This is a genomic window from Kitasatospora sp. NPDC057904, assembly GCF_042887925.1.
In the GTDB taxonomy this organism is placed as follows: domain Bacteria; phylum Actinomycetota; class Actinomycetes; order Streptomycetales; family Streptomycetaceae; genus Kitasatospora.
Genome location: NZ_JBHVOL010000005.1, coordinates 81,683 through 108,171, shown reverse-complemented (window position 1 = coordinate 108,171; position 26,489 = coordinate 81,683). Strand labels below are relative to the sequence as shown.

The window sequence follows — 26,489 nt, the reverse complement described above, 5'->3', positions numbered from 1 at the left end:
CGCGCGCGCGCCCCGCCCGGCCCTGCCGCGGCCTTCGGCCCCCCCGGTCCCCCCCCGCCGGCCCCCCCCCCCACGTCCTGCGGGCTACTCCATGCCCGCGAGCACCAGCGGCAGGCGGCGGGCGCCGTCGGCGACCAGCTTCACCGGCACGCCCCAGTCCTGCTGGTGCACGTGGCAGGCCGGGTACTCGATCTCCGGGTCGTCGTCGCAGGAGGCGGCCATCGCCGACACGTGCAGCACGCCCTCGGCGACCTCGCCGGAGAGGACCAGCTCGCGCGAGAGGTCGGAGTCCGCGCCCGCGCCCGAGACCAGCAGCTCCGGCGGCGTGGAGCTGACCAGCAGCCGGGTGGACGGGCCGTAGCGCTCGTCCAGCTTCTGGCCGCTCGGCGCGGAGAAGACCACGTCCACCCGGAACGGGCCCGGCGCGACCTCGGTGGCCGCGCGCTGGGTGCGGTGCGCGACCGACTCGACCCGCACCGCCTCCTCGGGCAGCCGCAGCCTGGTCAGCCGGTGCCGGGCCGACTCGACCACGACGATGTCCTCGTCCACCAGGACGGCCCCGGACGGCTCGCGCAGGTCGGTGGCCAGCGTGCTCACCTCGCCGGTCGCCGGGTCGAAGCGGCGCAGCGCGTGGTTGTAGGTGTCGGCGACGGCCACCGAGCCGTCCGGCAGGACGGTGACGCCCAGCGGGTGCTGGAACAGGGCCTGGTCGGCGGCGCCGTCGCGGTGGCCGAAGTCGAACAGGCCGGTGCCGACGGCCGTCTCGACCGTCTTGGTTTCACGTGAAACCCAGCGGAGCGCCGAGGTCTCGGAGTCGGCGACCCAGAGCTTCTCGCCGTCCGCGGAGACCGCGAGGCCGGACGGCTGGGCGAACCAGGCCTCGTCGGCGGGCCCGTCCACCAGGCCCTCGTTGGTCGTGCCGGCCGCGACGGCGACCGTCCCGGCCGCCGGGTCGTAGGCCCACAGCTGGTGCACGCCGGCCATGGCGATCCACACCCGGCCGTCGAACCAGGCGACGTCCCACGGCGAGGAGAGGTCCACCTCGCGGGCCGGGCCCTCGGTGGCCGAGCCCTGCCACCACTGGCGGCCGGTGCCGGCCAGCGTGGTGACGTGGCCGTCGGCCAGCCGGACGCCGCGCAGGGCGTGGTTGACGGTGTCGGCGACGATCACGTCGTAGTCGTACGGGTGGCCCTCGGGCAGCAGCACGAGGCCCTGCGGCTCGCTGAACCGCGGGTCGGTGCCGTCCACCAGGCCGCGCTGCCCGTCGCCGATCCGGCGCACCACCGTCTCGCCGTCCTCGGCCAGCTCGACCAGCGAGTGGTGGCCGGAGTCGGCTACCAGGAAGTGGCCGTCGCCCAGGCGGACCGCCTTGCCCGGGAACTTGAGGTCCCCGGCGGTCGGCTCCGGCGCCACGTACGGGCCGTCGCCGCGGCGGAGCGTGCCCTTGGCGGCGTGCTCCTCCTCCAGCTCCTCCACCAGCCGCGCGATCGCGTGCGCGTGGCCCTCGCCGGCGTGCTGGGCGACGACGTACCCCTCGGGGTCGATCACCACGAGCGTCGGCCAGGCGCGCACCGCGTACTGCTTCCAGGTGACGAGCGCCGGGTCGTCCAGGACCGGGTGGTGCACCTCGTACCGGGCGACGGCGTCGACGACGGCCTGGTGGTCGGCCTCGTGCACGAATTTGGGCGAGTGCACGCCGACGATCACGACGGTGTCGCGGTGCTTCTCCTCCAGCTCGCGCAGTTCGTCGAGGACGTGGAGGCAGTTGATGCAGCAGAAGGTCCAGAAGTCCAGGACGGTGATCTTGCCCCGGAAGTCGGCGAGGGTGAGCTCCTTGCCGCCGGTGTTCAGCCAACCGCCTGCGCCGACCAGCTCGGGGGCGCGTACTCGTGCACGTGATGCCATGGCTGTATCCAACCCCATCGGGTGGGGGTGGCATTCCGGGGAGGGTGGGGCAGGGGGTGGCGGTGGGGTCAGGCGGCCGGGCCGACGCGTGCCTGCCAGCGGGTCTCGCCGTCCTGCTGCTCGGCGGTCGGGGTGAGGCCGAGGGCGCGGGCCACGGCGGCGGAGGCGTGGTGGTCGGGGTGGATGTGGGCCGTCACGGTGGTGATGCCGGCGGCGGTCAGATGGGCGAGCAGGGTGCGGGCGGCCTCGGCGGCGAGGCCGCGGCCCTGCCAGGGCGTGCCGACCACCCAGGCGAGCTCGGCGCCGTCCCCGTGGACCGTGGCCTGGACGTAGCCCGCGAGGCGGCCGTCGGCGCGCAGGCGCAGCGCCCAGTTGCCCCAGGTCTCGGCGGGGTCGGAGGAGCCGGCGGCGAGCCGGGCGTAGCGGGTGCGCAGGGCGTCGGCGCCGTCCGGGGTGCCGCCGGTGAAGGCGTGCAGGGCCGGGTCGGCGAGGGCGGCGGCCATCTCCTCGGCGTGTTCGGGCCGCAGCGGGACGAGGTCGAGGCGTTCGCCGTGCAGGGTGGCGGTGGTGTCGGGGTGCATGGGTCCGTTCGGGGCCTTTCAGTGCGGGTGCGGGTTCGTGCCGAGGACGTGGTCCCGTCCCCACGCGCCGAGTGGCGCCAGTGCCGCGTTGAGGCGCGTGCCGGCGTCGGTCAGCGTGTACTCGACCCGGGGCGGGACCTCGTCGTGCGCCTCGCGGTGCACGATGCCGTCCGCCTCCAGTTCGCGCAGGTGGGCGGCGAGCACCTTCTCGGTGATGCCCGGCACCAGGCGGCGCAGCTCGCCGAAGCGGCAGCCGGGGCGGGCGTCCAGCGCCCAGAGGATCAGCACCTTCCACTTGCCGCCGATCACGTCCATCGCGGCGTCGGTTCCGCAGACGTACGCCCCCGGCCTCGGCACGGTCGCCATGCCCCACCCCTTCCGACCTCGTCGCTCACCCCAGGGTAACCACCCACTTCCACGTGCGTACTTGATCGTCAACGGTGCCGCGAAGAGGCTGATTCCCATGGGAAGCACCGAAGTTGAGAAGACCCCCCGTCACCCTGCTCGGGCTCGGCGCCATGGGCACCGCCCTGGCCCGTGCCTGGCTCGCCGCCGGGCACCCGCTGACCGTCTGGAACCGCGGCCCGGCCAGGGCCGGGGTGCTCGCCGCCGAGGGCGCGGTCGTCGCCGCGAGTGCCGCGGAGGCCGTCGCGGCCAACCGGCTGGTGGTCGTGTGCCTGCTCGACGACGCCTCCGTGGCGGAGGCGCTGGACGACGCGGACCTCGCCGGGAAGGACGTGGTCAACCTGGTCACCGGCACCCCCGCCCAGGCCCGGGCCCGCGCCGGGTGGGCCGCCGGGCGCGGCGCGCGCTACCTGGACGGCGGGATCATGGCCGTCCCGCCGATGATCGGCGTCCCGGCGGCCGGGCCGTACGTGTTCTACAGCGGTTCGTCCGCGCTGTTCGAGGAGCACGCGGAGGTGCTCGCCGTGCCGGCCGGCCCGCGGTACGTCGGGGCGGACCCGGGGCACGCGGCGCTGCACGACGTGGCGCTGCTCAGCGCGATGTACGGGATGTTCGCCGGGGTCGCGCACGCGTTCGCGCTGGTCAGGGCGGAGGGCGCGGTCACGCCCGGCGACCTCGCGCCGCTGCTGGCCGGGTGGCTGACGGCGATGACCGGGTCGATCGCCAGGACGGCGGACCAGTTGGAGAGCGGCGACTACGCCAAGGACGTGGTCTCGAACCTGGCGATGCAGGTGGCCGGGCGCCGGACGCTGCTGGGCACGGCCGAGGAGCAGGGCGTGAGCGACGAACTCCTGGCGCCGTACTTCCGGTTGATGGAGCGCAGGCTCGCGCTCGGCGGCGGTGAGGAGGACCTGGCGGGGGTGGTCGACCTGCTGCGGGGCTGAGGCCCGGCCGGTAACGTACCGGCATGGCTGACCTTGAAGAACGCGCCAACGTCGTCGCGTCCGGTGCCCGGCAGACCGGGGCGGGGGTGCCGGTCCGCCGGCGCCGCGTCCCGGACCTCGCCGAATGCGTCCGGCTGCTGGGCGACGTCCACGCCACCGACGGCTACCCGTCCGACTGGCCCGACCGCCCCGCCGCCTGGCTCACCCCCGAGGGGCTCCTCGCCGCCTGGGTGGCCGAGGCGGACGGCCGCATCCTCGGGCACGTCGCCCTCTCCCGCAGCGCCCCGGGGGACGCCGCCCCGGTGCTCTGGAGCCGCCGCACCGGCGCCCGGCCCGAGCTCACCGCCGTGGTGAACCGGCTGTACGTCGCCCCCGCCGCGCGCGGGCGGGGCGTCGGGGCGCGCCTGCTGGCGAACGCGCTGACCCACGCGCGGGCGCTCGGACTGCACCCGGTCCTCGACGTCCTCGCCACCGACGCGGCGGCGGTGGCCTGCTACCGGCGTCTCGGCTGGACCTGGCTGGGCAGCGCCGACCAGCAGTGGGGCGGCGGACGGACCGTCGTCGTGCACTGTTTCGCGGCGCCCCGGGAGCTGTGAGGGCGGCGGGGGAGCCGGCGTCACCGGCTCCCCCGCGGGGGCCCGTCAGTCCGCGGAGCGGTCCGCGGCGGGGCGGCGGCGCAGCGCGGGGGTGGTGAGTGCGGGCGGCTGCCAGACGCCGTCCGCCCGGTAGAGGTCGGTGCCGGGCGGGACGATCGCGTCGATGCGGTCGAGGGTGGCGTCGTCGAGGACGAGGTCGGCGCCCTTGAGCGCGGATTCGAGCTGCTCCATCGTGCGCGGGCCGAGGATCACCGAGGTGACGGCCGGGTGCGCGAGCGGGAAGGCGACGGCCAGCTCGGGGAGCGTGCGGCCGAGGTCCTCGGCGAGGGCGGTGAAGGCCTCGACGGCGTCCAGCTTGGCCTGGGTGAGCGGCAGTTCCGGGTCGAAGCGGCCCGGGTGGAGGGCGGCGCGGCCCTGCGTGAGGTCGATCGCCCGGCCCTTGCGGTAGCGCCCGGTGAGGAAGCCGCCGGCCAGCGGTCCCCAGGTCAGCGCGCCCATGCCGAGCTGCTGGACGGTGGGCAGCACGTTCGCCTCGATGCCGCGGGCGAGCAGCGAGTACGGCGGCTGCTCGGTGCGGAAGCGCGGCAGGCCGCGGCGCTCGGCGACGTGGTGGGCGTCGACGATCTGCTCGGCGGGGAAGGTCGAGCAGCCGAAGGCGCGGATCTTGCCGGCCCGGACGAGGTCGCCGAGCGCGGAGAGGGTCTCCTCCACGTCGGTGGTGTGGTCCGGCCGGTGCACCTGGTAGAGGTCGATCCGGTCGGTGCGCAGCCGCCGCAGGCTCTCCTCGACCTCCCGGACGATCCAGCGCCGGGAGTTGCCGCCCCGGTTGCGGCCCTCGCCCATCGGGAAGTGCACCTTGGTGGCGAGCACGATGTCGTCCCGGTCGCCGCGGGCGGCCAGCGCCTTGCCGACGATCTCCTCGGACTCGCCCGCCGAGTACATGTCGGCGGTGTCGACGAAGTTGATGCCGCGGTCGAGCGCGGTGTGGATGATCCGGACGCAGTCGTCGTGGTCGGGGTTGCCGATCGCGCCGAACATCATGGTGCCGAGGCAGTAGGCGCTGACTTCGATGCCGGTGCCGCCGAGGACGCGGTAGCGCATGGTGGTTCTCCCCCGAAGGTCTTGGGTGTCCCGTTCGTTGCGTCAGAGGCTAGGAGTTGGAGTGCACTCCAACGCAAGCGTCCGTCCGCGGCCCGGCGCGCGGGATCCCCCGGCGGGGGGAGCGGGTTCGTCGGGGCGGAGGAGGCCGGGGCGGGGCCGCGCGGGCGAGCGTGGGGGCATGACGAGGAACGCGTGGGGTGTGATCGGCTGGGGTGTCGCCTGTGCCGGGTTCGGGACGGGCTGCGCGCTGAGCGGGACGGAGCTGTTCGGGGCCGTCTGGCCGGGCTGGGCGGTCGCCGGGGCGGGGGTGGTCGCGGTGCCGGCCGGGGTGGCGGCCGGGGTGGCGTCGGCCCGGGGGAGGCCGGGGCCGGGGCTGCGGGCGGTGCTGTGGGGGCTGGCCGGGCCGGCGGCGGTGGCGGCCTGGGGGCTGCTGATGGACGTGCTGATGCTGCTGACCGGGGAGGCCGTGGACAGCGGACCGGGGGCGGTGCTGCACGCGCTGTCGGCGGTCGGCGTCGTGCTCCTGGTGGGTGCCACGCGCGTGCGGCCGCCCGCCGGGCACCGGGCTCCGGCGCCGGCTCCGTCGGAGGCCCCGGCGGCCGTTCAACTCGCCGCATGGGCAGGCACGTTGGCCTTCGTCCCGTACGTCGTGATGAAGCTCGACTGGGCCTTCGGCGGCAGCTTCGCGGGGATCGACGGTGCCCGGATGCGGGTGACCAACGAGCGCAACGGAGCCTCCGGGCTCTGGCTCACCCTGGAGGACTGGGGGATCGACGCCACCGCGCTGATGGCCGCGCTCGGGGTGTTCCTGCTGTGGGGCCTGGTCCGGCCGTGGGGGCAGGTCTTCCCGCGGTGGACCCTGGTGCTGAGCGGCCGCCGGGTGCCGCGCTGGCTGCCGCTCACCCCCGCGCTGATCGGGGCCGGCACGCTGGCGCCGTACGGGCTGCTGGGGGTCGGCTACCTGTCGCTGTGCACGGTCGGCGTGACGACGATCCGGACGGGCGACCTGCCGACGCCGGACGACGCGCTGATGGTGGGCTGGGTCGGGATGAGCGCGTTCGCCGTGTACGGGGTGGCGCTGGCGGTCGCGGTCCGCTCGTACTGGCGGCGCACGGGCGGCTGAGCGCGGGGCCGCGGCTGGGCCCGATTTGCGGGAACGGCAACAAAGCTTGCCGATTCGGCGGCGACGGCCGCAGCCTGGCGGTGGAACGGCCGCAGCCTGGCGGTGGAGGTGACCGCGCACCGCGCGTCCGCCGCCGCGCCGACGGCCCGAGCGGGGAGGCTCCCTCCCGCACGCCGCACCACCGCACCGACGACCACGACGATCGGAGACCCCGGATGTCCGGCCACCACCATCACCGCCCCACCAAGGGCCAGGGCCACGAGCACGGCCACGACCACGTCCCCGCCGCCGACTTCGACTGGGACGCGCTCGCCGCCCACCTGGAGCGCGAGGCCGAGCTGAAGGCCCCCGCCGTCACCGCGGCCGCCCACTGGCTGCGCGGGCTGACCGGCGGCGAGGTCCGCCGGGTGCTCGACGTCGGCAGCGGCCCGGGCGTGCTCGCCGGGCTGCTCGCCGAGGCCTTCCCGGCCGCCGAGGTGGTCGCGGTCGACCAGTCGGCGGCGCTGCTGGAGCGCGCCCGGAACCGCTCCGGCGGCCGGCTGAAGACCCGGCAGGCCGATCTGCCCGAGGAGTTCGGCAAGCTCGGCGAGGCCGACCTGATCTGGTCCGCGAACGCGATCCACCACCTCGGCGACCAGCAGACCGCGCTCACCGGCCTGGCCGGGCTGCTGCGCCCCGGCGGGCTGCTGGCCGTCGCCGAGCGCGGGCTGCCGCTGCGCTACCTGCCGCGCGACTTCGGCCTCGGCAGGGCCGGCTTCCAGGCCCGGCTGGACGCGGCCCACGAGGCGGGCTTCAGCACGATGCGCGCCGAACTGCCGGGCGCCACCGAGGAGATCGAGGACTGGCCGGCCATGCTCGGCCGGGCCGGCCTGACCCCGACCGGCACCCGGACCTTCCTGATCGACCACCCGGCCCCGCTCGCCGCCCCCGCCCGCGAGCACCTGCGCGCCCAGCTCGCCCGCCTGCACGACCAGCTCGCCGACCACCTGGACCCGCAGGACGCGGCGACGCTGGCGGCCCTGCTGGACGAGGACGCCCCGACCGGGATCCTGCACCGGACGGACGCCTTCTACCTGTCCGCGATGACGGTCCACACCGCCCGCGCGGCCCGGTAGCCCCGGAGCCCCCCGGGGGTGGCGCCGGGACGCCGGTGCCGCCCCGGGGACCAACGCGTCCGGGGACCGGTACCGTCGCCCCATGACCGCCGACGAGCACGAGAACGAGCACGAGAACGAGCCCGGAACCGGTCTCGGAACCGAGCACGCGGACGACCCGGGAACCGCGCCCGGCTTCGTCGTCGTGACGACCACCCACGAGACCGAGGACCTGGCCCGGGCCCTGGCGTCCGCCGCCGTCCGCGAGCGGCTGGCCGCGTGCGCGCAGGTGTACCCGGTCCGGTCCGTCTACTGGTGGGAGGGCGAGGTGCAGGACGCCGAGGAGTGGCGGATCGACCTCAAGACGAGGGCCGGACTCGCCGACCGGCTGAGTGCGTTCCTCACCGCGCGCCACGCGTACGAGACGCCCGAGGTGATCGCCGTCCCGGTGGTCGCGGGCAGCCCCGGCTACCTCGCGTGGGTCACCGCCGAGACGGCCGCTCCCTGACGCCCCGCGCTCCCCGGGAGTCCGCCCGCGAGCCCCTACTCGCCGCCGAAGCGCGTCGTCCACGCCGCCAGGTCGTCGTCGGTGATCTTGGCGAACAGCACCGGCGGCACGGTGAACCCCGTCCCGGCCGGCACCAGGTCGAGCGACCGCGCCTCCTCCGGGGCGACCCAGCGCCGGGACGCCGCCGGGGAGTCGTCGGCCACGGCGAACGCGCCGCGCATCGCCGCCGCGGTGGCCGGGACGAACGGCTCCGACACCACCGCGTACAGGTGGATCAGGTTCATCGCCGTGCGCAGCGTCAGCGCCGCCGCCTCCGGATCGGTCTTCACCTGGAGCCACGGCGCCTTCTCGTCCAGGTACGCGTTGCCGGCGCTCCACAGGGCGCGCAGGGCCTGCGCCGCCTTGCGGAAGTTGAGCGCGTCGAGCTGCGCCTCGTACTCGGCGAGGAGGCCGGCGATCTGCGCGCCGAGCCGCTCCTCCGCCTCGCCGGCGGCGTGCCCGCCGGGGACGTCGTCGCCGAAGCGCTTGCGGCTGAAGGTCAGCACCCGGTTGACGAAGTTGCCGAGGGTGTCGGCGAGGTCCTTGTTGACGACGGCGGCGAAGAGGTCCCAGGTGAAGCTGGAGTCGTCCGACTCGGGCGCGTGCGCCATCAGGAAGTAGCGCCAGTAGTCGGCCGGCAGCAGCTCCAGGGCGACGTCGGTGAAGATGCCGCGCTTCTGGCTGGTGGAGAACTTCCCGCCGTAGTACGTCAGCCAGTTGAAGGCCTTGACCTGGTCGACCTTCTTCCACGGGCGGCGCGAGCCGAGGATCGTCGCCGGGAACATCACGGTGTGGAACGGGACGTTGTCCTTGGCCATGAACTCGGTGTAGCGGACGGCGTCGTCGGCCTCGTACCACCAGGACTTCCAGTCCCGCAGCTGCCCGGCCGGGGCCGCGTCCGCCCACTCCTTGGTGGCGCCGATGTACTCGATCGGGGCGTCGAACCAGACGTAGAACACCTTGCCCTCGGCGGCCAGCTCCGGCCACACGTCGGCCGGCACCGGGACGCCCCACTCCAGGTCACGGGTGATCGAGCGGTCCTGCAGGCCCTCGGTGAGCCACTTGCGGGCGATCGACGAGGCGAGCACCGGCCAGTCGTCGGCGTGGGCCGAGATCCACTCCTCGACCTCCTCGGTCAGCTTCGACTGGAGCAGGAACAGGTGCCTGGTCTCCCGCACCTCCAGGTCGGCGCTGCCGCTGATGGCCGAGCGCGGCTCCAGCAGGTCGGTCGGGTCCAGCACGCGCGTGCAGTTCTCGCACTGGTCGCCGCGGGCCTTGTCGTAGCCGCAGTGCGGGCAGGTGCCGACGATGTAGCGGTCCGGCAGGAAGCGGCCGTCGGCGTTGGAGTACACCTGGCGGATCGCGCGCTCCTCGATGAAGCCGTTGCGCTGGAGCTCGCGGGCGATCTCCTGGGTGATCTCCCGGTTCTGCGGCGAGGAGCTGCGGCCGAAGTGGTCGAAGGAGAGGCCGAAGCCGTCGTACACCGCGCGCTGCGCGTCGTGCGCCCGTGCGCAGAACTCGGCGACCGGCAGTCCGGCCTCCTGCGCGGCGAGTTCGGCGGGCGTGCCGTGCTCGTCCGTCGCGCAGATGTACAGCACCTCGTGGCCGCGCTGGCGCAGGTAGCGGGAGTAGACGTCCGCCGGGAGCATGGACCCGACCATGTTGCCCAGGTGCTTGATCCCGTTGATGTACGGAAGGGCGCTGGTGATCAGGTGCCGAGCCATCCTGGGATGCTCCGATTTCTCCCGCACGCGCACCCCGCCCGGGGTGCCGTGCCAGGCGCAGGGTTCCACTGTGGGTGCCAAAGCCTACCGTCGCGGGTGCGGCCGGACCGTGGATTAACGGCGCGCCCCGGCGGTCAGGGCGCGCCCGGCGCCTGGAACCCGCCGAAGTCGCCGTGGCGGTCGAACTCCCCGGCCTTCACCCCCCGCACGAAGGCCGCCCACTTGCGCGGGGTGGTGCGCACGACGACCTCGGCGCTCTCCGACTCGCGGATCTCCACCAGCCCGTCGGCGGTGCGGATCTCGACGCACTCGTTGGCCTCGGCGCTCGCCGAGGACTTCTGCCAGCTGTTCATGAGGACGCTGTCTTCAGTATGGTCCGGATGAACTCCCGTGAGTCGTCGGCGCCGAGGGCGATCGCGTCGGTCTCCGTCCTGATCTCGCGGTAGGCCCGCAGGTCGGCCTCGGTGTGCACGAACTTCGGCCCCTGCGAGAGGTCGATCTGGACGGTGTCGAGCTCCGGAACGGGCCCGCGGGCGAGGTACATGCTCTCCCCGGAGCCGGGGAACGTGTCCACGCTGAACGGGATCGCGCGGATCTCCACGCCGGGGCGCTCGGAGTCCTCCAGCAGGCTGAGCAGTTGGTCGCGCAGCACGACCGGGCCGCCGAACTGCATGCGCAGCGCGGACTCGTGGACGAAGGCGGTGTACGGCTTCGGCCGTTCGACCAGGACGCGCTGGCGCTGGATCCGGAACGCGGTGCGCACGTCGGTCTCCTGCCGGGGCAGCGGCGGGCGCAGGCGCGCGAACACGGCGTTGGCGTAGGCGGAGGTCTGCAGGAGCCCGGGGATGAAACTGGTGTGCAGGATGGTGAGCGACTCGGCGTGGTGCTCCATCTCCGCGATGTCGATGATCCCGCTCGGGATGCGCCCGCGGTAGCCGTCCCACCAGTACTTGCGGCGGTCCTGGGTCATCGTGAGCAGCGCGTCGAGGTAGCGGCCACCGGTGAGGCCGCAGGTGCGCGCCCAGGCCCGGAGCCGGTCGGCGCTGATGCCGGACTTCCCGTTCTCCATCTGGGAGATCTTGGGCAGGTCGGTGCCCAGGGCGGCGGCCAGGGTCTTGGGCGTCACGCCCACGCGTTCGCGCATCTTGCGCAGCTCGATGCCAAGGCGCTGCTGGCGCACGGTCGGCGACAAGCGGGGTGGCATGACTCTCTTCTCCGGGTCGCGGGGTCCGTCGATGCTTCCGGTGAAGTGTGCCGTGCAAACCGGACCCTAGCTACCGAAACGGGGGATACCCCACGATGGAGTGAACGTCCACTCTCTCGGTAGCAAGTCTTGTACTTCGACCCTAGGGTCGAAGCCGAGTCACTCGCCGACCGGTTGTCGCCCACGGCCCATCAAGCGGCCCTGAATCCCGACCAGATGAACGGCCGGCAGGCTCGCCATCCCCGACCGGAGACACCCATGCCGCTTCCGTCGCCCCTCCGTCGTTCCCGACGCGTCCCGGTGAGCCGGTGAACGCACTGATCGTCGCCGGCCTCTCCCTCCTGCTGCTCGCCGTGCTGTTCGTCGGCTGGCTGGTCTGGCTGGTCAACGTCCAGCCCAGGGAGCCCCGTTCGGCGAAGCCGGAGTTCGCCGCCCGGCACTCCCGCTCCGCCGACGAGAACTAGACGAGAACCAGCGGCCGGCGCCCGCGGGGCGCCGGCCACCCGACCGGCCGTCGTCGTACCGTCAGACGTCGGCCACGAAGTGGTCGAACTCCCCGGCCTGGACGCCGAGGAGGAAGGCCTCCCACTTCTCCGGAGTGGTGCGGACGACGACGCCGCTCCCGTCCGACTCGCGGATCTCGACGACGCCGTCGACGAACCGCACCTCAAGGCACTCGCCGGACGGGTCGCCGGTGGAAGGCCGCTGCCAGTCGCTCATGGTGGCTCCTCGGTGAAGGCTCGGGTCTGCGCCCCAGCTTGCCACCGCGGGCCGTGCGGCCGACGGCCCCGCGGCCCGGCGGCCGCGGGGCCGTCAGCCGCGGGCGAGCCGTTCGACCAGCCGGGCCTCGGCGGCGGGCCACTCGTCGGCGAGCATCGAGAAGTAGGCGCTGTCCCGCCAGACCCCGTCGGCACGCAGGCGGTCGCGGCGGAAGGTGCCCTCGTACTGGGCGCCGAGCCGCAGGATCGCGTTGCGGGAGCGGTCGTTGAGCGCGTCGGTCTTCCACATGACCCGGCCCATGCCCAGCTCGCCGAAGGCGTAGCGCAGGAGCAGCAGCTTCGACTCGGAGTTCACGGCCGAGCGCCACGCCGAGCGGGCGTACCAGGTGCCGCCGATCTCGACGAGCTCGTGCGTCGCGCTGAAGTCGTAGAAGCCGGTGATGCCGACGGCCCTGCCGCTCGCCAGGTCGATCACGGCGAACTTCACCGCCGTGCCGGCCGCCACCTCCCCGATCCGGTGCTCGATGATCCCGCCCAGTTCCTCCTCGCTCTGCGGCGGGAGGAAGGGGATCCAGCGCCAGACGTCCGGGTCGGGGCCGACGGCGGCCCAGAGCTCGGGGACGTGGTGGCGCCCGAGGGGCTCCAGGCGGACGTGGCGGCCGGTCAGGGTGACGGGCTCGGGCAGCTTCGCGGTCATGACCCGAACGTACTGCCGAACTGTACTAGATGCAATGGAATTATGTCCTAGTGCAAAATCCCGGGGCAAACGGAAGGGGCCCTGTGGGATCGCTCCCGCAGGGCCCCTCGGGCCGGTGGTCCGGACGGCGGTCCGGAGCCGGATCAGATGAACGAGTTGATCTGGATCGTCTCGTCACGGCCCGGGCCGACGCCGATGGCGGAGATCGGCGCGCCCGACATCTCCTCCAGCGCCTTCACGTAGGCCTGCGCGTTCTTCGGCAGCTCGGCGAAGGTCTTCGCCTTGCTGATGTCCTCGGTCCAGCCCGGCAGCGTCTCGTAGATCGGCTTGGCGTGGTGGAAGTCCGACTGGTTGTAGGGGAGCTCCTCGACCCGGCGGCCGTCGATCTCGTACGCGACGCAGACCGGGATCTGCTCCCAGCCGGTCAGGACGTCGAGCTTGGTGAGGAAGAAGTCGGTGAGGCCGTTGACCCGGGTCGCGTAGCGCGCGATCACGGCGTCGAACCAGCCGCAGCGGCGGTCGCGGCCGGTGGTCACGCCGCGCTCGCCGCCGATGCGGCGCAGCGCCTCGCCGTCCGCGTCGAGCAGCTCGGTCGGGAACGGGCCGGAGCCGACGCGGGTCGTGTACGCCTTGAGGATGCCGATGACCCGGTCGATCTTGGTGGGGCCGATGCCGGCGCCGGTGCAGGCGCCGCCCGAGGTCGGGTTCGACGAGGTCACGAAGGGGTACGTGCCGTGGTCGACGTCGAGCAGGGTGCCCTGGCCGCCCTCCAGCAGGACGACCTTGTTCGCCTTGAGGGCCTGGTCCAGGACGAGGGTGGTGTCGGCGAGGAAGGGCTTGATCTTGTCCGCGTAGCCCAGGTACTCCTCGACGACCAGCTCGGCCGGGACGGCGCGGCGGTTGTAGAGCTTGACCAGGATCTGGTTCTTGTCGTGCAGCGCCGCCTCGATCTTCTGGCGCAGGATCGACTCGTCGAACAGGTCCTGGACCCGGATGCCGACGCGGTTGATCTTGTCCGCGTAGGTCGGGCCGATGCCGCGGCCGGTGGTGCCGATCCGGCGCTTGCCGAGGAAGCGCTCGGTGACCTTGTCCAGGGTGCGGTGGTACGGCGTGATCAGGTGGGCGTTGCCCGAGATCAGCAGCTTCGAGGTGTCGATGCCGCGCTCGTTGAGGCCGGCCAGCTCGGAGAGCAGCACGCCCGGGTCGATCACGACGCCGTTGCCGATCACCGGCGTCACGTTCGGGCTGAGGATGCCGGAGGGGAGCAGGTGCAGGGCATACTTCTGGTCGCCGATGACCACCGTGTGACCGGCGTTGTTGCCGCCCTGGTAGCGGACGACGTAGTCGACGGAGCCGCCGAGGAGGTCGGTCGCCTTCCCCTTGCCCTCGTCCCCCCACTGAGCGCCAACGAGCACGAGTGCCGGCACAGGCGTACACCCCTTCCGGTTGGGGCATCCTGCGTAGGCCGCAGTCTGCCCCGAGATAGACGAAGCCCCTGGCGCAGTAGCGCAAGGGGCTCTTGCACCGAGAGATTACCTGAGGAAGGACCGGTCGTGTCGTCCCTGTCCACGCCTGCAACCGGCGGCTCCGAGCCGCTCCTGCTGCTCCTCGACCCGGTGGCCCGGCAGACCGACGGGGAGTCGGTGCGGATCGCGAAGGACGTGCTCTGCGGAGGTGCGGACGTCAAGGTGGCGTACCCGGAGAGCCCTTCCGAACTCGATCGGGTGCTTTCGCACCGGGGTCGGCGGCGACCGGTGGTGATCGGTTCCGATCTCGCCCTGCAGCGGGTGCTCCAGGCCCTGCACCGGCACCGTGAGCTGGGCACGGATCCGGTGGGCATGGTTCCGGTCGGCCGCTCGGAGGAACTGGTGGCGGCCCGCGCGCTCGGGGTCCCGGGCGAGCCGGTGCCGGCCGCGCGGGCGGTGCTGTCGGGGACGCCGCGCAAGCTCGACCTGCTGGTCGACGACGGCGGCGGGGTCGCGCTGGGCGGAGTGCGGATCGCGGGTGCGGGAGCCCGGCGGCTGATCGGCCGTCCGGGCGGCTGGCGTTCGCTATGGGCGAAACTGGCTGCGGCCGAGCAGGGGAACGCACTCACCGTCGAGGCCGCCGAGCAGAGCTCCCGGATCCGGGTCGAGGCCGACGGCCGGCTCCTCGCGGACGTCCACCGGCCGGTCCGGCTGGTGCAGGTCTCCCTCCCCTTCGGCGCGTCGGACGGTTCGGGCGTCATGGAGGTCGTCGTCCGCGCGCCCGGCGCCCTGGTGCGCGCCCGCGCCGCGAGCGTCTCGGTGGCCGGCCGCGGCTTCGGCTACGAGGTCGACGGCCGCCCGGTCGGCCCGGTCCGCGCCCGCACCTGGACGGTCCACCCGGGTGCGTGGGGCCTGCTGCTGCCGGCGGCGTGAGGGTGCCCGGTGACGCCTTCGTGAACTCCGGGTGAGCAGGCTCACGTTCGCCCCGGTCCCGAGGGCCGGCTCTTCGCACCCGGAATGCCCCAACAGGCGCGAACCACAAGGCCATCCCCGGCCCGCGGAAATTCCCCCGGGTCGAAATACCCACCCGGTAAGGGGTTTTGTCTACGCGCGTTGCCGAACGATCGCCCAACAATCCCGGCATCCCGGGTTCCGGAAGCCTGTGCCAACTGCCCTAGACTCGAAGGCGTGCCACGTGGTGACGGAAGACTCAACCACGATCTTCTTCCCGGCGAGAAAGGCCCCCAGGACGCTTGCGGCGTCTTCGGTGTCTGGGCTCCCGGCGAGGAGGTCGCCAAGCTCACGTTCTTCGGCCTTTACGCCCTGCAGCACCGCGGTCAGGAATCCGCGGGCATCGCAGTGAGCAACGGCTCCCAGATTCTCGTCTTCAAGGACATGGGACTCGTCTCCCAGGTCTTCGACGAGGCCTCCCTGGGGTCGTTGCACGGGCATATCGCCGTCGGACACGCCCGCTACTCGACCACCGGTTCCTCGGTCTGGGAGAACGCCCAGCCGACCTTCCGCGCGACCGTCCACGGTTCGCTGGCCCTCGGGCACAACGGAAACCTGGTGAACACCGCCGAACTGGCGGCCATGGTCGCCGAACTGCCGGGCGAGGAGCACGTCTCCCGCTCCGGCCGGACCGCCGCGACCAACGACACCGACCTGGTGACCGCGCTGCTCGCCGGCCACCCGGACCTCTCCATCGAGGAGACGGCCAAGGTCGTGCTGCCGAAGGTCAAGGGCGCGTTCTCGCTCGTCTTCATGGACGAGCACACCCTCTACGCCGCCCGCGACCCGCAGGGCATCCGCCCGCTGGTGCTCGGCCGGCTGGAGCGCGGCTGGGTGGTCGCCTCCGAGACCGCGGCGCTGGACATCTGCGGCGCCTCGTTCATCCGCGAGGTCGAGCCCGGCGAGCTCATCGCCATCGACGAGAACGGCATGCGCAGCTCCCGCTTCGCCGAGGCGAAGCCCAAGGGCTGCGTGTTCGAGTACGTCTACCTGGCCCGCCCGGACACCAGCATCGCCGGCCGCAACGTCCACCTCTCCCGCGTGGAGATGGGCCGCCGGCTGGCGAAGGAGGCGCCGGTCGAGGCCGACCTGGTGATAGCGACGCCCGAGTCCGGCACCCCCGCCGCGATCGGCTACGCCGAGGCCAGCGGCATCCCGTACGGCTCCGGCCTGGTGAAGAACGCCTACGTCGGCCGCACCTTCATCCAGCCCAGCCAGACCATCCGCCAGCTCGGCATCCGGCTCAAGCTGAACCCGCTGCGCGAGGTCATCCAGGGCAAGCGCCTGGTGGTCGTGGACGACTCGATCGTCCGCGGCAACACCCAGCGCGCGCTGGTGAAGATGCTGCGCGAGGCCGGCGCCGCCGAGGTCCACATCCGGATCTCCTCGCCGCCGGTGAAGTGGCCCTGCTTCTTCGGCATCGACTTCGCCACCCGCGCGGAGCTGATCGCCAACGGCATGACCATCGAGGAGATCGGGCGCACGCTCGGCGCGGACTCGCTCTCCTACATCTCGATCGACGGCATGATCGAGGCCACCAAGCAGCCCAAGGACAAGCTCTGCCGGGCCTGCTTCGACGGCGAGTACCCGATGGAGCTGCCCGACCCTGCGCTGCTCGGCAAGCTCCTGCTGGAGGCCGAGATCAAGGGCGGCCAGCAGCCGCCCGCCGTCCGCGGCAAGCCGACCGGCAGCGACCTGGACGGCGTCCAGTCCCTGCTCGGCGGAGCGGGCGCGGCCGACGCGCTGCGCCGCCCGTAGCGAAACCATGGTGGGGTCCCGCGAGCCGGGGCCCCACCGTCGTTCCGACCCCCTTCCGCCGTACCGAACCACCCCCACCAGACCCGAGAGGGCCGCACCGCAGTGACCTCCCACCCGTCGCCCACCGCCACCCCCAACGGAGACGCCATGCGTCACACCTCTGACGGCGCCACCTACGCCGCCGCCGGCGTCGACATCGAGGCGGGTGACCGCGCCGTCGAGCTCATGAAGCAGTGGGTGAAGAAGGCCAACCGCCCCGAGGTGGTCGGCGGTCTCGGCGGCTTCGCCGGCCTCTTCGACGCGTCCGCCTTCAAGAACTACGAGCGGCCGCTGCTGGCCTCGGCCACCGACGGCGTGGGGACCAAGGTGGCCATCGCCGCCGCCATGGACAAGCACGACACCATCGGCCACGACCTCGTCGGCATGGTCGTCGACGACCTCGTCGTGTGCGGCGCCGAGCCGCTGTTCATGACCGACTACATCTGCGTCGGCAAGGTCGTCCCGGAGCGCGTCGCCGCGATCGTCAAGGGCATCGCCGAGGGCTGCGCGCTGGCCGGCTGCGCCCTGGTGGGCGGCGAGACCGCCGAGCACCCGGGCCTGCTCGGCCCGGACGAGTACGACGTCGCGGGCGCCGGCACCGGCGTCGTCGAGGCGGACGCGCTGCTCGGCGCCGAGCGCGTGCGGGCCGGCGACGTGGTGATCGCGATGGCCGCCTCCGGCCTGCACTCCAACGGCTACTCGCTGGTCCGCCACGTCCTGCTGAACCAGGCCGGCTGGCAGCTGGACCGCAAGGTCGAGGAGTTCGGCCGCACCCTCGGCGAGGAGCTGCTGGAGCCGACCCGGATCTACTCGCTGGACTGCCTGGCGCTCACCCGCGCCACCGAGGTCCACGCCTTCTCGCACGTCACCGGCGGCGGTCTGGCGGCCAACCTGGCCCGGGTCATCCCGGCCGGCCTGCACGCCCGCCTGGACCGCGGCACCTGGACCCCGCTGCCGGTCTTCCAGACCGTCGCCGAGGTCGGCAAGGTGAGCACCCTGGAGATCGAGAAGACGCTCAACATGGGCGTCGGCATGGTCGCGGTCGTCCCGCCGCACTCGGTGGACGTCGTGCTGTCGATCCTGGAGGACCGCGGCGTCGAGGCCTGGCTGCTGGGCGACATCGTCGACCGCACCGACGAGCACGACGGCGGCGCGGCCCTCTACAACGCCTACGAGGGCTTCACGGCGGGCTGAGACCGGCTCACCGCGCCCCCGGCGCGCCAGGTGTGTCAGATGTGACGAGAGGGCCCCTCCGGTGCGCCGGAGGGGCCCTCTCGCGTCCCCGGGCCGCCGGCGGCCGACGGCCCGTCAGGGGGAACGCCGAAGACCGGCCCGGCGCCCTGGGGCGCCCGGACCGGTCCGGCGGTACGGCGGTTACGAGCGGCGGGAGGCCTGCGACGGCCCGGTGCCCGGCTCGGTGTCGTCCTCGTCGTCGAGGTCGGCGTAGCGGGCGGCGTACTCCGCGTACGGGTCGTCGTCCTCTTCCTCCTCGATCGGCTCGGGGTCGATCGAAGCGGTGGACGGCGATACGCCCAGCTCGTTGGACAGACGGTTAGCGTCGAACCCGCCGCTGTTGTACTTCAGCTCGCGGGCGACCTTCGTCTGCTTGGCCTTGGCCCGGCCGCGCCCCATGGGTCGACCCCCTCAACGATGGGGCTCACGGCCCCGAGTCTGACACGTGTTCATGATCAGGACCGGCCTGCCCGAATGGGGAGGACCGTCCCTTGGAGCATTAACGGTACCTGTTTCCGCCGCTGGACGGTACGTCGTCGGTGTGACGTGGCGCGCACCGACCGCACCCGCGACCAGGTCTTCCCAGGTCAAGGGAGGTTTTGCGGCGGTTTGCGCGCTGTCCGGAGGTGTCTGAGGTCCGTCGTTCCGGGATCGATTATCCCCCCAAGGGGGACCTCGGATCACCCGTTCGGGCGCAGAAGTGAGAATCCGGTTCCACATCGTGATGCGCGGGGGACGGAGGAGGACCGTCCCCCGCGCACGGAGTGACCGGATCGGCTCCGGACGGGGCCGGATCAGGCGCGGCGGGCGCCCGGGAGCAGGACCGTGCGCAGCGCGCTGATCTCGCGCATCCGCTTCTCGGCCAGGCGGTCGGCGGCGACCGCCGGCGGGACGCCGTCGGCGGCGGCCCGGGTGAAGATCTCCAGGGTGGTGTCGAAGATCTTCGTGGCCTTGTTCTTGGCCCGCTCGAAGTTGAAGCCGTCGATCTCGTCGGCGACCTGGATGACGCCGCCGGAGTTCACCAGGTAGTCCGGGGCGTAGAGGATCCCGCGGTCGGCGAGGTCCTTCTCGACGCCCGCGTGGGACAGCTGGTTGTTGGCCGCGCCGCAGACGATCGAGGTGCCGGACTCGCCGAGCGCGGCGACGACGTCGTCGGTCAGGGCGCCGCCGAGCGCGCAGGGGGCGTAGACGTCCAGCTTCGCCTGGAGCAGGGCGGTGGTGTCGGCGACGACCTCCACCTCCGGGTGGGCGGCGCGGACGCGGTTGACCGCGGCCTCGAACGGGTCGGTGACGACCACGGTGGCGCCGTCCGCGACGAGGTGGCCGACCAGGTAGTGGCCGACCTTGCCGACGCCCGCGACGCCGACCCGCTTGCCGCGCAGGGTCGGCTGGCCCCAGCGGGCCTGGGCGCTGGCGCGCATGCCCTGGAAGACGCCGAAGGCGGTCAGGATGGAGGAGTCGCCGGCGCCGCCGTGCTCGGGCGAGCTGCCCGTCACGAAGCCGGTCTCGCGGGCGATGACGTCCATGTCCTGCACGTAGGTGCCCACGTCGCAGGCGGTGATGTAGCGGCCGCGCAGGGACTCGACGAAGCGGCCGTAGGCCCGGAGCATCGCCTCGTTCTTGTCCTTGTTCGGGTCGCCGATGATGACGGCCTTGCCGCCGCCGAGGTCGAGCCCGGCGAGCGCGTTCTTGTAGGACATCCCGCGGGACAGGTTCAGCGCGTCCTCCAGGGCCGCCTCCTCGGAGGCGTACGGGAAGAAGCGGGTGCCGCCGAGGGCGGGGCCCAGCGCGGTGGAGTGGATGGCGATGATCGCCTTGAGCCCGGAGCTGCGGTCGTGGCAGAGGACGACCTGCTCGTGGCCGTCGCCGGGGGCGCCGTCCTGCTCGGTACGGAAGATCCTGCTGAGCACGCCGGGTGCGGGGTGCGTGGCGGATGTCTGTACGTCGGTCACTGTGGTGACTCCAGTATCGAAGGCCCGCTGCTGTGGTGCGGGCGCCTAAGGCGAAGCGTAGTCGCGTGCCCGTCGACGATCGGCCCTCTTGTCCGAGCTTGTGCCGGTTGTCCGAGGGGTGAGACGGGAGGGCCCCCGGAGTGCGGGCGCGAACCGTTCGGGGGCGCGCCCTCCCGGCGCCGCGCCCCGCGTGCGACCATGCAGGACGTGACCGTCGTCCGTACTTCCGTACAGCCGCCGTACGCCGCCCACCTGCGGGTCTACGAGCCGCTGGCCGCCTATCCGGAGCCCGAGCGGGCGCGTTGGCAGGCGTACGCGGCGCAGCACGGTCCGGACGCCGCGGAGGCCGCCCGGCCGGTGGCCGAGGCGGTGCTGGCGGAGCAGCGCGAGGCGCTCGCCGGGCTGGTCGGGCGCACGCCCCGGGCACTGCCCGAGCGCGAGAGCGAGCGGGCCTTCGTGCGGCTGGTGGACGGCGTCCTCTACGTCTGCCCGTGGGCGACCAGGCTGCGCAGCTGGCAGGCGCTGGAGGAGCTGCGGGCGGGGACTCCGGTGGCGCTGCTGGACACCGCGCTGCCGCCGGTGGCGCGGGCCGCCGCGGAGGCGGACCGGGAGCGCTGGCGGGCCGAGCACCCGGACGCCCGGCCGTGGATCCTCACCAGCCGGTGGGAGGTGCCGGTGCGGTGGTTCCTGCCGTTCGGGGAGGAGGACCGCTGCTTCGTTCCGGCGGAAGCGGGGGATAAGGGGGAGGGGGCGGGGCACCGGGCGCCGGCGCTGTTCTACTTGACGCCGATGTCGCAGGCGCGCCGACGGGTGGCCCGGGCCTACCGGGCGTTGCGCGAGGCGGTTCCGGAGGGGGAGCTGGTGCGGGGGGCCGAGCAGGTCGGGCGGTGGCTGGAGGAGTTCCATCCGCGTTCGCTGGTGGAGCTGGACTACGGGGGGCTGGTGCATCTGCTGGGACCGGAGCGGTTGTTGGCGGACCGTTCGGCGGGGGAGCTGGAGGACGGCCTGCGGGCGCTGCGGGCGGGGGACGACGCGGAGGCGCTGCGGGTGTACGGGGAGCTGACGGTGCGCTGGCGGCGCGTCCTGGCGCTGCGGTACGCGAACTAGCGGGCGAACTGGCGTCCGAGCGCCCGTGTATGACTGGAAGGGTCCTTCGGCCCGAGCCGCATGACGAAGGTCCCGGTTCGGGTCAATACCTGTCGAACGTGACACTACTCACCGTTGACGCGAACTTACCCCTATGTGCAAAAATGGGACAACCAGCCCAACTCCACGCGAGCGTGCCCACTTTTGGGTGGTTCTGGAGTCGATGCGCGCTTTGCGGGGAAACGGAGGGTCTGGTCCCCTCGTAACCGGATGTCACTGGCGTGTGACTGTCCGTTATGGGGTGGTCCATCGCCATCCGTCGGCCTTGAACCCGTGAGGGGTCAATTTTGGCGGTTTGGTCGATAGGGCTGGACGGATGGTGTAGTTGTAGACACCAGGACAAGCCGTTCGTCCTATAACCGACTCGGCCCGTCTATGCCATTTCGGGCATCGCGGGCCAAGGTGCAGAATTTGAAGGATAGAACCGCCCTGGTTCGGTTCTCCCGAGGAGGCCGCTCATGACCGCTCGTACCCCTGATGCTGAGCCGCTGCTGACGCCGGCAGAGGTTGCCACCATGTTCCGCGTGGACCCGAAGACGGTCACCCGCTGGGCCAAGGCGGGCAAGCTGACGTCGATTCGCACGCTCGGCGGTCACCGCCGTTACCGCGAGGCGGAGGTGCGCGCACTGCTGGCCGGGATTCCCGCCCAGCGCACCGAGGCCTGATAGGCCGAAGGCTCTTTAAAGGGGCTGCTTACCGGACTCCGCCGGGTCCGGTAAGCAGCCCCTTTGCCATGCCCGGGGCCGGTCGCCGATCTGTCGGAATGTTGAACTCCGGATAACGATTTGATGCCCATGGGGCGGGGGGGATTTACAGTGAATAACTGTACAATTTTACATATTAAATTAGTGGCTTCCGAGCGAGGTCGTGCCGCGCCGGTTGTGGGGAAAACGTAAGTGACGACCGTCACGCGCTCCGTCACTTGTGGTCCAGACCAAGTGCGGGGTAAGGGGGCGTGCGCCCAAAACGCGAGAGGCCCGGAACCTGAACGGTTCCGGGCCTCTCGCACTGCGGCGATCCCGACGGGACTTGAACCCGCGACCTCCACCTTGACAGGGTGGCGAGCTAACCAACTGCTCCACGGGACCAGAGTTTTCTGATCTCGTTCACTCGCTTGCCGCGCTGCGAACAAGACAGATCGTAGCCCATGGTGGGCCCCCAGGTCGAACTGGCTCCTGAGGGCCCCACCCCCGGCCACCGGCGGGAACTCAGAGCGCGGCCCGCGCCGCCTCCATCGCCTTCATGATCCGCTTCTCCGACACCGGGGTCGGCGTGCCCAGCGACTGCGCGAAGAAGCTGACCCGCAGCTCCTCGATCATCCAGCGGATGGCCCGGACCTCCGCGGACGGCTGCCGCCCGGCCGGGACGGCCGCCAGCAGCTCCCCGTAGGCCTGCTGCACCTGCTGGACCTTCAGCAGCTGCTGGGCGTCCCGCTGCGGGTGGTTGGGCAGCGCCTCCAGCCGGCGGTCCACCGCCAGCAGGTAGCGCTTGAGGTCCGGCAGGCGCTGCCAGCCGGTGTCCGTCACGAAGCCCGGGTGGACGAGCGAGGCCAGGTGCAGCCGGACGTCGTTCACCGCGTTCAGCAGCACCGGGCTGCCGACCGTCCGCAGCCGGGTCGAGGCCTTGTGGAAGGCGATCAGCGCGGTGGCCGTCTTCAGCGTGGCGTCCGCGGACAGGTCGTACAGGTCCGCGCGCACCTTGTCGTGCAGCTTGCCGAAGGCCGCCTCGTCCCAGGCCGGGCCGCCGCCCAGGGTCATCAGGCGGTCCGTCGCGCAGGCCACCACGTCCTCGAACAGGGCGGTGATCGAGCCGTGCGGGCTGTGCGAGAGCGCCAGCTTGGCCTGGTTGCCCAGGCGGCCCTGGATCGACTTGGCCGGCGAGTTGGTGGTCAGCATCAGCAGCCGCCTGGTGCCGTCCCACATCGCCCGCTCCTGGGCCTCCGGGGTGTCGAACAGCTTCACACCGACCGACTGCCCCTCGTCCACCAGCGCCGGGTAGGCGCGCAGCGAGTGGCCGCGCGAGCGCTGCTCGAACGTGCGCTGGAGCACCGGCAGGCCGGCCGGCCAGGCGGTCAGCCCGCCCTGCTCGATGCCCTGGCCGGAGGCCGCCGAGGACAGCGTCTCCTTGAGCTTCGGCTTGAGCCGCAGCCGCAGTTCCTCCAGGTCCTTGGACTCGGCGAGCTTGCGGCGGCCGTCCACGACCCGGAAGGTGACCTTGAGGTGGTCCGGCACCCGGTCGTCGTCCCAGGCCTCCGGCGGGACGGTCACGGCCGTCAGGCGCTTGAGCGCGTGCTCCAGGGACGGGAGCAACGGCTCCTGGCGGTCCTTCACCGCGCGCAGCGCGGCCTTGGCGAAGTCCGGCGCGGGCACGAAGTTGCGCCGGACCGCCTTCGGCAGCGACTTGATCCACGCGGTGACGAGCTCCTCGCGCAGGCCCGGGATCTGCCAGTCGAAGCCCTCCGCGGTGACCTGGTTGAGCACCGGCAGCGGGATGTGGACGGTCACGCCGTCCGCGTCGCTGCCCGGTTCGAACTGGTAGGTCAGCGTGAAGCGGAGCTTGCCCTGCTGCCAGTGGTCCGGGTAGTCGGCCTCGGTGACGCCGTCCGCGGCGTCGTTGATCAGCATCGACTTCTCGAAGCTGAGCAGGTCCGGCTGCTCGTGCCGGGCCTTCTTCCACCACGCGTCGAAGTGCCGGGTGGAGACGACGTCCTCGGGCAGCCGGGCGTCGTAGAAGTCGAAGAGGGTCTGGTCGTCGACCAGGATGTCGCGCCGGCGGGCCCGGTTCTCCAGCTCCTCGACCTCGCCGAGCAGCCTGCGGTTCTCCGCGAAGAACTTGTGGTGGGTCTCCCAGTCGCCCTCCACCAGCGCGTTGCGGATGAACAGCTCGCGGCACAGCTCCGGGTCGATCTTCCCGTAGTTGATCTTGCGCTGGGCGACGATCGGCATCCCGTAGAGCGTCACCCGCTCGTAGCCGAGGACGGCGCCGGCCTTCTTCTCCCAGTGCGGCTCGCTGTAGCTGCGCTTGAGCAGGTGGCCGGCCAGCGGCTCGACCCACTCCGGCTCGATCTTCGCGTTGATCCTGGCCCACAGCCGGGACGTCTCGACCAGCTCGGCCGACATCACCCAGCGCGGCGGCTTCTTGAACAGGCCGGAGCCCGGGAAGACCGCGAACCGGGCGCCGCGCGCGCCGCCGTACTCGCGCTTCTCCACGTCGAACAGGCCGATGTGGGAGAGCAGCCCGGCGAGCAGCGACTGGTGGATCCGGTCCGCGTCCGGCTCGGCGTCCGGATGCGGCTCCTCGATCGTCACCCCCAACTGCTTCGCCACCGTGCGCAGCTGGGTGTAGATGTCCTGCCACTCCCGTATGCGCAGGTAGTTGAGGAACTCCGCCTTGCACATGCGGCGGAAGGCCGAGGACGAGAGCTCCTTCTGCTGCTCCCGGACGTAGCGCCACATCGCCAGGTAGGAGAGGAAGTCGGAGGTCTCCGAGGTGAACCGGCGGTGCCGGTCGTCGGCGGCCTGGCGCTTCTCGGTGGGGCGCTCGCGCGGGTCCTGGATGGACAGCGCGGCGGCGATCACCATGACGTCGCGCACGCAGCCGTTCTTGTCCGCCTCCAGCACCATGCGGGCCATCCGCGGGTCCACCGGGAGCTGCGCCAGCTTGCGGCCGAGCGCGGTGAGGCGCTTGCGCGGGTCCTTCTCGTCCGGGTCCAGGGCGCCGAGCTCGTGCAGCAGGTGCACGCCGTCCTTGATGTTGCGCGAGTCCGGCGGGTCCAGGAACGGGAACGCGGCGATGTCGCCGAGGCCGGCGGCCGTCATCTGCAGGATGACCGAGGCCAGGTTGGTGCGCAGGATCTCGGCGTCGGTGAACTCCGGCCGGGAGAGGAAGTCCTCCTCCGAGTACAGCCGGATGCAGATGCCGTCCGAGGTGCGCCCGCAGCGGCCCTTGCGCTGGTTGGCGCTGGCCTGGCTGACCGCCTCGATCGGCAGCCGCTGCACCTTGGTGCGGTGGCTGTAGCGGGAGATGCGGGCGGTGCCCGGGTCGATCACGTACTTGATGCCGGGGACGGTCAGCGAGGTCTCGGCGACGTTGGTGGCCAGCACGATCCGGCGGCTGCCGGAGCGCTGGAACACCCGGTGCTGCTCGGCCGAGCTCAGCCGGGCGTACAGCGGCAGGATCTCGGTGGACTTCAGCTTCAGGCGGGTGAGCGCGTCGGCGGTGTCGCGGATCTCGCGCTCGCCGGAGAGGAAGACCAGGATGTCGCCCGGCCCCTCGGCCTGGAGCTCCTGGGCGGCCTCGCAGATCGCCTGGATCTGGTCCCGGTCGCGGTCGGCGTCGGTGGAGTCGTCCTCGGCGTCCTCGTCGAGGATCGGGCGGTAGCGGACCTCCACGGGGTAGGTCCGGCCGGAGACCTCGATGATCGGGGCGTCGTTGAAGTGCCGGGCGAAGCGCTCGGGGTCGATGGTCGCGGAGGTGATCACGACCTTGAGGTCCGGGCGGCGCGGCAGCAGCTGCTTGACGTAGCCGAGGATGAAGTCGATGTTGAGGCTGCGTTCGTGCGCCTCGTCGATGATCAGGGTGTCGTACTGGTGCAGGTCCCGGTCGGTCTGGATCTCGGCGAGCAGGATGCCGTCCGTCATCAGCTTGACCAGGGTGTCCTGGCCGACCTGGTCGGTGAAGCGGACCTTCCAGCCGACGGCCTCGCCGAGCGGGCTGCGCAGCTCCTCCGCGACGCGCTCGGCCACCGTGCGGGCCGCGATCCGGCGGGGCTGGGTGTGGCCCACCAGGCCGCGCACGCCCCGGCCGAGCTCCAGGCAGATCTTCGGGATCTGGGTGGTCTTGCCGGAGCCGGTCTCGCCCGCGACGATCACCACCTGGTGGTCCCGGATCGCCGCCAGGATCTCGTCCTTCTTCTGGCTGACCGGGAGCTCGGCGGGATAGGTGATCTTCGGGACGGCGCCCCGGCGCTGCTCGACCAGCAGCTCGGCGCGTTCGATGTCGGCGGCGATCTCGGTGGCGATCTTCTGCCGGGCCTCGGGTTTGCGGACCCGGCGGGCCCCCTCCAGCCGGCGTCCGATCCGCACCTCGTCGCGCAGGGTCAGCTCGGGCAGGCGGGCGGCCAGCTCGCCGATACCGGGGCCCTCCGCGGGAGCGGCGGCGGACTGGACTGCGGGAGAACTCACTGCGGGCATCCCTCTAGGTTCGCAAGGAGGCACGGCGGCGCGCACCTCGGTTTTCGAGCCC

General features: G+C 72.4%; 24 protein-coding genes and 1 tRNA gene. 11 read left to right on the top strand and 14 right to left on the bottom strand.

Annotation, left to right across the window (positions count from 1 at the left end):
• Positions 1 to 84 precede the first annotated feature (84 nt).
• The 3 genes from ACFVSN_RS14935 to ACFVSN_RS14925 all read right to left on the bottom strand — a co-directional run bounded on the left by ACFVSN_RS14935 (position 85) and on the right by ACFVSN_RS14925 (position 2,852).
• Positions 85 to 1,905, bottom strand: a complete 1,821-nt coding sequence (locus tag ACFVSN_RS14935; RefSeq protein WP_387955357.1) for an NHL domain-containing thioredoxin family protein — start codon at positions 1,903 to 1,905, stop codon at positions 85 to 87.
• 68 nt (positions 1,906 to 1,973) lie between these two features.
• Positions 1,974 to 2,486, bottom strand: coding sequence for a GNAT family N-acetyltransferase (locus tag ACFVSN_RS14930; protein WP_387955355.1), 513 nt, complete (start codon positions 2,484 to 2,486; stop codon positions 1,974 to 1,976).
• Positions 2,487 to 2,504: 18 nt separating this feature from the next.
• On the bottom strand, positions 2,505 to 2,852 hold the full coding sequence (locus ACFVSN_RS14925) for a winged helix-turn-helix transcriptional regulator (RefSeq protein ID WP_387955353.1): 348 nt from the start codon (positions 2,850 to 2,852) through the stop codon (positions 2,505 to 2,507).
• A 152-nt stretch (positions 2,853 to 3,004) separates the two neighbouring features.
• Here ACFVSN_RS14925 and ACFVSN_RS14920 point away from each other — a divergent pair, with 152 nt between their 5' ends.
• Together ACFVSN_RS14920 and ACFVSN_RS14915 are read left to right on the top strand one after the other, a co-directional pair.
• Positions 3,005 to 3,835 carry an NAD(P)-binding domain-containing protein gene (locus ACFVSN_RS14920; protein WP_387955592.1) on the top strand — a complete coding sequence of 277 codons (831 nt, stop codon included), beginning with the start codon at positions 3,005 to 3,007 and terminating at the stop codon, positions 3,833 to 3,835.
• Positions 3,836 to 3,858: 23 nt separating this feature from the next.
• Entirely contained in the window at positions 3,859 to 4,431 is a 573-nt protein-coding gene (locus ACFVSN_RS14915; RefSeq protein ID WP_387955351.1) for a GNAT family N-acetyltransferase, read from the top strand.
• A 45-nt stretch (positions 4,432 to 4,476) separates the two neighbouring features.
• On the opposite strand, the gene ACFVSN_RS14910 is transcribed toward ACFVSN_RS14915, so the two are convergent.
• On the bottom strand, positions 4,477 to 5,532 hold the full coding sequence (locus tag ACFVSN_RS14910; protein ID WP_380440706.1) for an aldo/keto reductase: 1,056 nt from the start codon (positions 5,530 to 5,532) through the stop codon (positions 4,477 to 4,479).
• A 178-nt stretch (positions 5,533 to 5,710) separates the two neighbouring features.
• On the opposite strand from ACFVSN_RS14910, the gene ACFVSN_RS14905 reads away from it, so the two are divergent.
• From ACFVSN_RS14905 to cutA, 3 genes are all read left to right on the top strand, one after another.
• Positions 5,711 to 6,655: a hypothetical protein gene (locus tag ACFVSN_RS14905; RefSeq protein WP_380440704.1), complete on the top strand. Its 945-nt coding sequence runs from the start codon at positions 5,711 to 5,713 to the stop codon at positions 6,653 to 6,655.
• Positions 6,656 to 6,870: 215 nt separating this feature from the next.
• A complete protein-coding gene (locus tag ACFVSN_RS14900) occupies positions 6,871 to 7,770 on the top strand; it encodes a class I SAM-dependent methyltransferase (RefSeq protein ID WP_387955349.1) in 900 nt (299 codons plus the stop codon).
• 82 nt (positions 7,771 to 7,852) lie between these two features.
• A complete protein-coding gene (cutA, locus tag ACFVSN_RS14895; RefSeq protein ID WP_380440700.1) occupies positions 7,853 to 8,257 on the top strand; it encodes a divalent-cation tolerance protein CutA in 405 nt (134 codons plus the stop codon).
• 35 nt (positions 8,258 to 8,292) lie between these two features.
• Here the strand turns inward: cutA and metG are convergent, their stop codons facing one another.
• The 3 genes from metG to ACFVSN_RS14880 all read right to left on the bottom strand — a co-directional run bounded on the left by metG (position 8,293) and on the right by ACFVSN_RS14880 (position 11,224).
• Complete coding sequence (gene metG / locus ACFVSN_RS14890; protein ID WP_380440698.1) at positions 8,293 to 10,020, bottom strand: methionine--tRNA ligase; 1,728 nt, start codon at positions 10,018 to 10,020, stop codon at positions 8,293 to 8,295.
• Positions 10,021 to 10,154: 134 nt separating this feature from the next.
• Positions 10,155 to 10,373 (bottom strand): DUF397 domain-containing protein, encoded by a 219-nt coding sequence (locus tag ACFVSN_RS14885; protein WP_380440696.1) that lies wholly within the window; start codon positions 10,371 to 10,373, stop codon positions 10,155 to 10,157.
• A complete protein-coding gene (locus ACFVSN_RS14880) occupies positions 10,370 to 11,224 on the bottom strand; it encodes a helix-turn-helix domain-containing protein (protein ID WP_380440694.1) in 855 nt (284 codons plus the stop codon). The genes ACFVSN_RS14885 and ACFVSN_RS14880 overlap by 4 nt, the downstream gene beginning before the upstream one ends.
• A 308-nt stretch (positions 11,225 to 11,532) precedes the next feature.
• On the opposite strand from ACFVSN_RS14880, the gene ACFVSN_RS14875 reads away from it, so the two are divergent.
• Positions 11,533 to 11,688, top strand: a complete 156-nt coding sequence (locus tag ACFVSN_RS14875; RefSeq protein ID WP_380440693.1) for a hypothetical protein — start codon at positions 11,533 to 11,535, stop codon at positions 11,686 to 11,688.
• Between the two features lie 61 nt (positions 11,689 to 11,749).
• Here ACFVSN_RS14875 and ACFVSN_RS14870 read toward each other — a convergent pair whose 3' ends face one another.
• The 3 genes from ACFVSN_RS14870 to ACFVSN_RS14860 all read right to left on the bottom strand — a co-directional run bounded on the left by ACFVSN_RS14870 (position 11,750) and on the right by ACFVSN_RS14860 (position 14,067).
• Positions 11,750 to 11,944, bottom strand: coding sequence for a DUF397 domain-containing protein (locus ACFVSN_RS14870; protein ID WP_380440691.1), 195 nt, complete (start codon positions 11,942 to 11,944; stop codon positions 11,750 to 11,752).
• A gap of 93 nt (positions 11,945 to 12,037) precedes the next feature.
• Entirely contained in the window at positions 12,038 to 12,640 is a 603-nt protein-coding gene (locus ACFVSN_RS14865; protein ID WP_387955348.1) for a GNAT family N-acetyltransferase, read from the bottom strand.
• Positions 12,641 to 12,783: 143 nt separating this feature from the next.
• Entirely contained in the window at positions 12,784 to 14,067 is a 1,284-nt protein-coding gene (locus ACFVSN_RS14860; RefSeq protein ID WP_380440687.1) for an adenylosuccinate synthase, read from the bottom strand.
• A 126-nt stretch (positions 14,068 to 14,193) separates the two neighbouring features.
• Between ACFVSN_RS14860 and ACFVSN_RS14855 the strand changes: the two genes are divergently transcribed.
• The 3 genes from ACFVSN_RS14855 to purM all read left to right on the top strand — a co-directional run bounded on the left by ACFVSN_RS14855 (position 14,194) and on the right by purM (position 18,108).
• A complete protein-coding gene (locus tag ACFVSN_RS14855; protein ID WP_387955347.1) occupies positions 14,194 to 15,039 on the top strand; it encodes a diacylglycerol kinase in 846 nt (281 codons plus the stop codon).
• Between the two features lie 255 nt (positions 15,040 to 15,294).
• Positions 15,295 to 16,875 carry an amidophosphoribosyltransferase gene (gene purF / locus ACFVSN_RS14850; protein WP_380440683.1) on the top strand — a complete coding sequence of 527 codons (1,581 nt, stop codon included), beginning with the start codon at positions 15,295 to 15,297 and terminating at the stop codon, positions 16,873 to 16,875.
• 147 nt (positions 16,876 to 17,022) lie between these two features.
• The gene (gene purM, locus ACFVSN_RS14845; RefSeq protein ID WP_380440681.1) at positions 17,023 to 18,108 is read left to right on the top strand and encodes a phosphoribosylformylglycinamidine cyclo-ligase; all 1,086 of its coding nucleotides are present in this window, start codon (positions 17,023 to 17,025) and stop codon (positions 18,106 to 18,108) included.
• A 180-nt stretch (positions 18,109 to 18,288) separates the two neighbouring features.
• Here purM and ACFVSN_RS14840 read toward each other — a convergent pair whose 3' ends face one another.
• Positions 18,289 to 18,546, bottom strand: coding sequence for a DUF3073 domain-containing protein (locus ACFVSN_RS14840; RefSeq protein WP_280674041.1), 258 nt, complete (start codon positions 18,544 to 18,546; stop codon positions 18,289 to 18,291).
• 395 nt (positions 18,547 to 18,941) lie between these two features.
• Positions 18,942 to 20,099 carry a Glu/Leu/Phe/Val dehydrogenase dimerization domain-containing protein gene (locus ACFVSN_RS14835; RefSeq protein ID WP_387955346.1) on the bottom strand — a complete coding sequence of 386 codons (1,158 nt, stop codon included), beginning with the start codon at positions 20,097 to 20,099 and terminating at the stop codon, positions 18,942 to 18,944.
• 198 nt (positions 20,100 to 20,297) lie between these two features.
• Between ACFVSN_RS14835 and ACFVSN_RS14830 the strand changes: the two genes are divergently transcribed.
• Both ACFVSN_RS14830 and bldC read left to right on the top strand, forming a co-directional pair.
• Positions 20,298 to 21,206 (top strand): hypothetical protein, encoded by a 909-nt coding sequence (locus tag ACFVSN_RS14830; protein ID WP_380440677.1) that lies wholly within the window; start codon positions 20,298 to 20,300, stop codon positions 21,204 to 21,206.
• 497 nt (positions 21,207 to 21,703) lie between these two features.
• Positions 21,704 to 21,910, top strand: a complete 207-nt coding sequence (gene bldC, locus ACFVSN_RS14825; RefSeq protein WP_014137253.1) for a developmental transcriptional regulator BldC — start codon at positions 21,704 to 21,706, stop codon at positions 21,908 to 21,910.
• Between the two features lie 349 nt (positions 21,911 to 22,259).
• Here the strand turns inward: bldC and ACFVSN_RS14820 are convergent.
• Positions 22,260 to 22,333, bottom strand: a tRNA-Asp gene (locus ACFVSN_RS14820).
• 120 nt (positions 22,334 to 22,453) lie between these two features.
• Complete coding sequence (gene hrpA / locus ACFVSN_RS14815) at positions 22,454 to 26,437, bottom strand: ATP-dependent RNA helicase HrpA (protein WP_380440675.1); 3,984 nt, start codon at positions 26,435 to 26,437, stop codon at positions 22,454 to 22,456.
• Between the last annotated feature and the right edge of the window lie 52 nt (positions 26,438 to 26,489).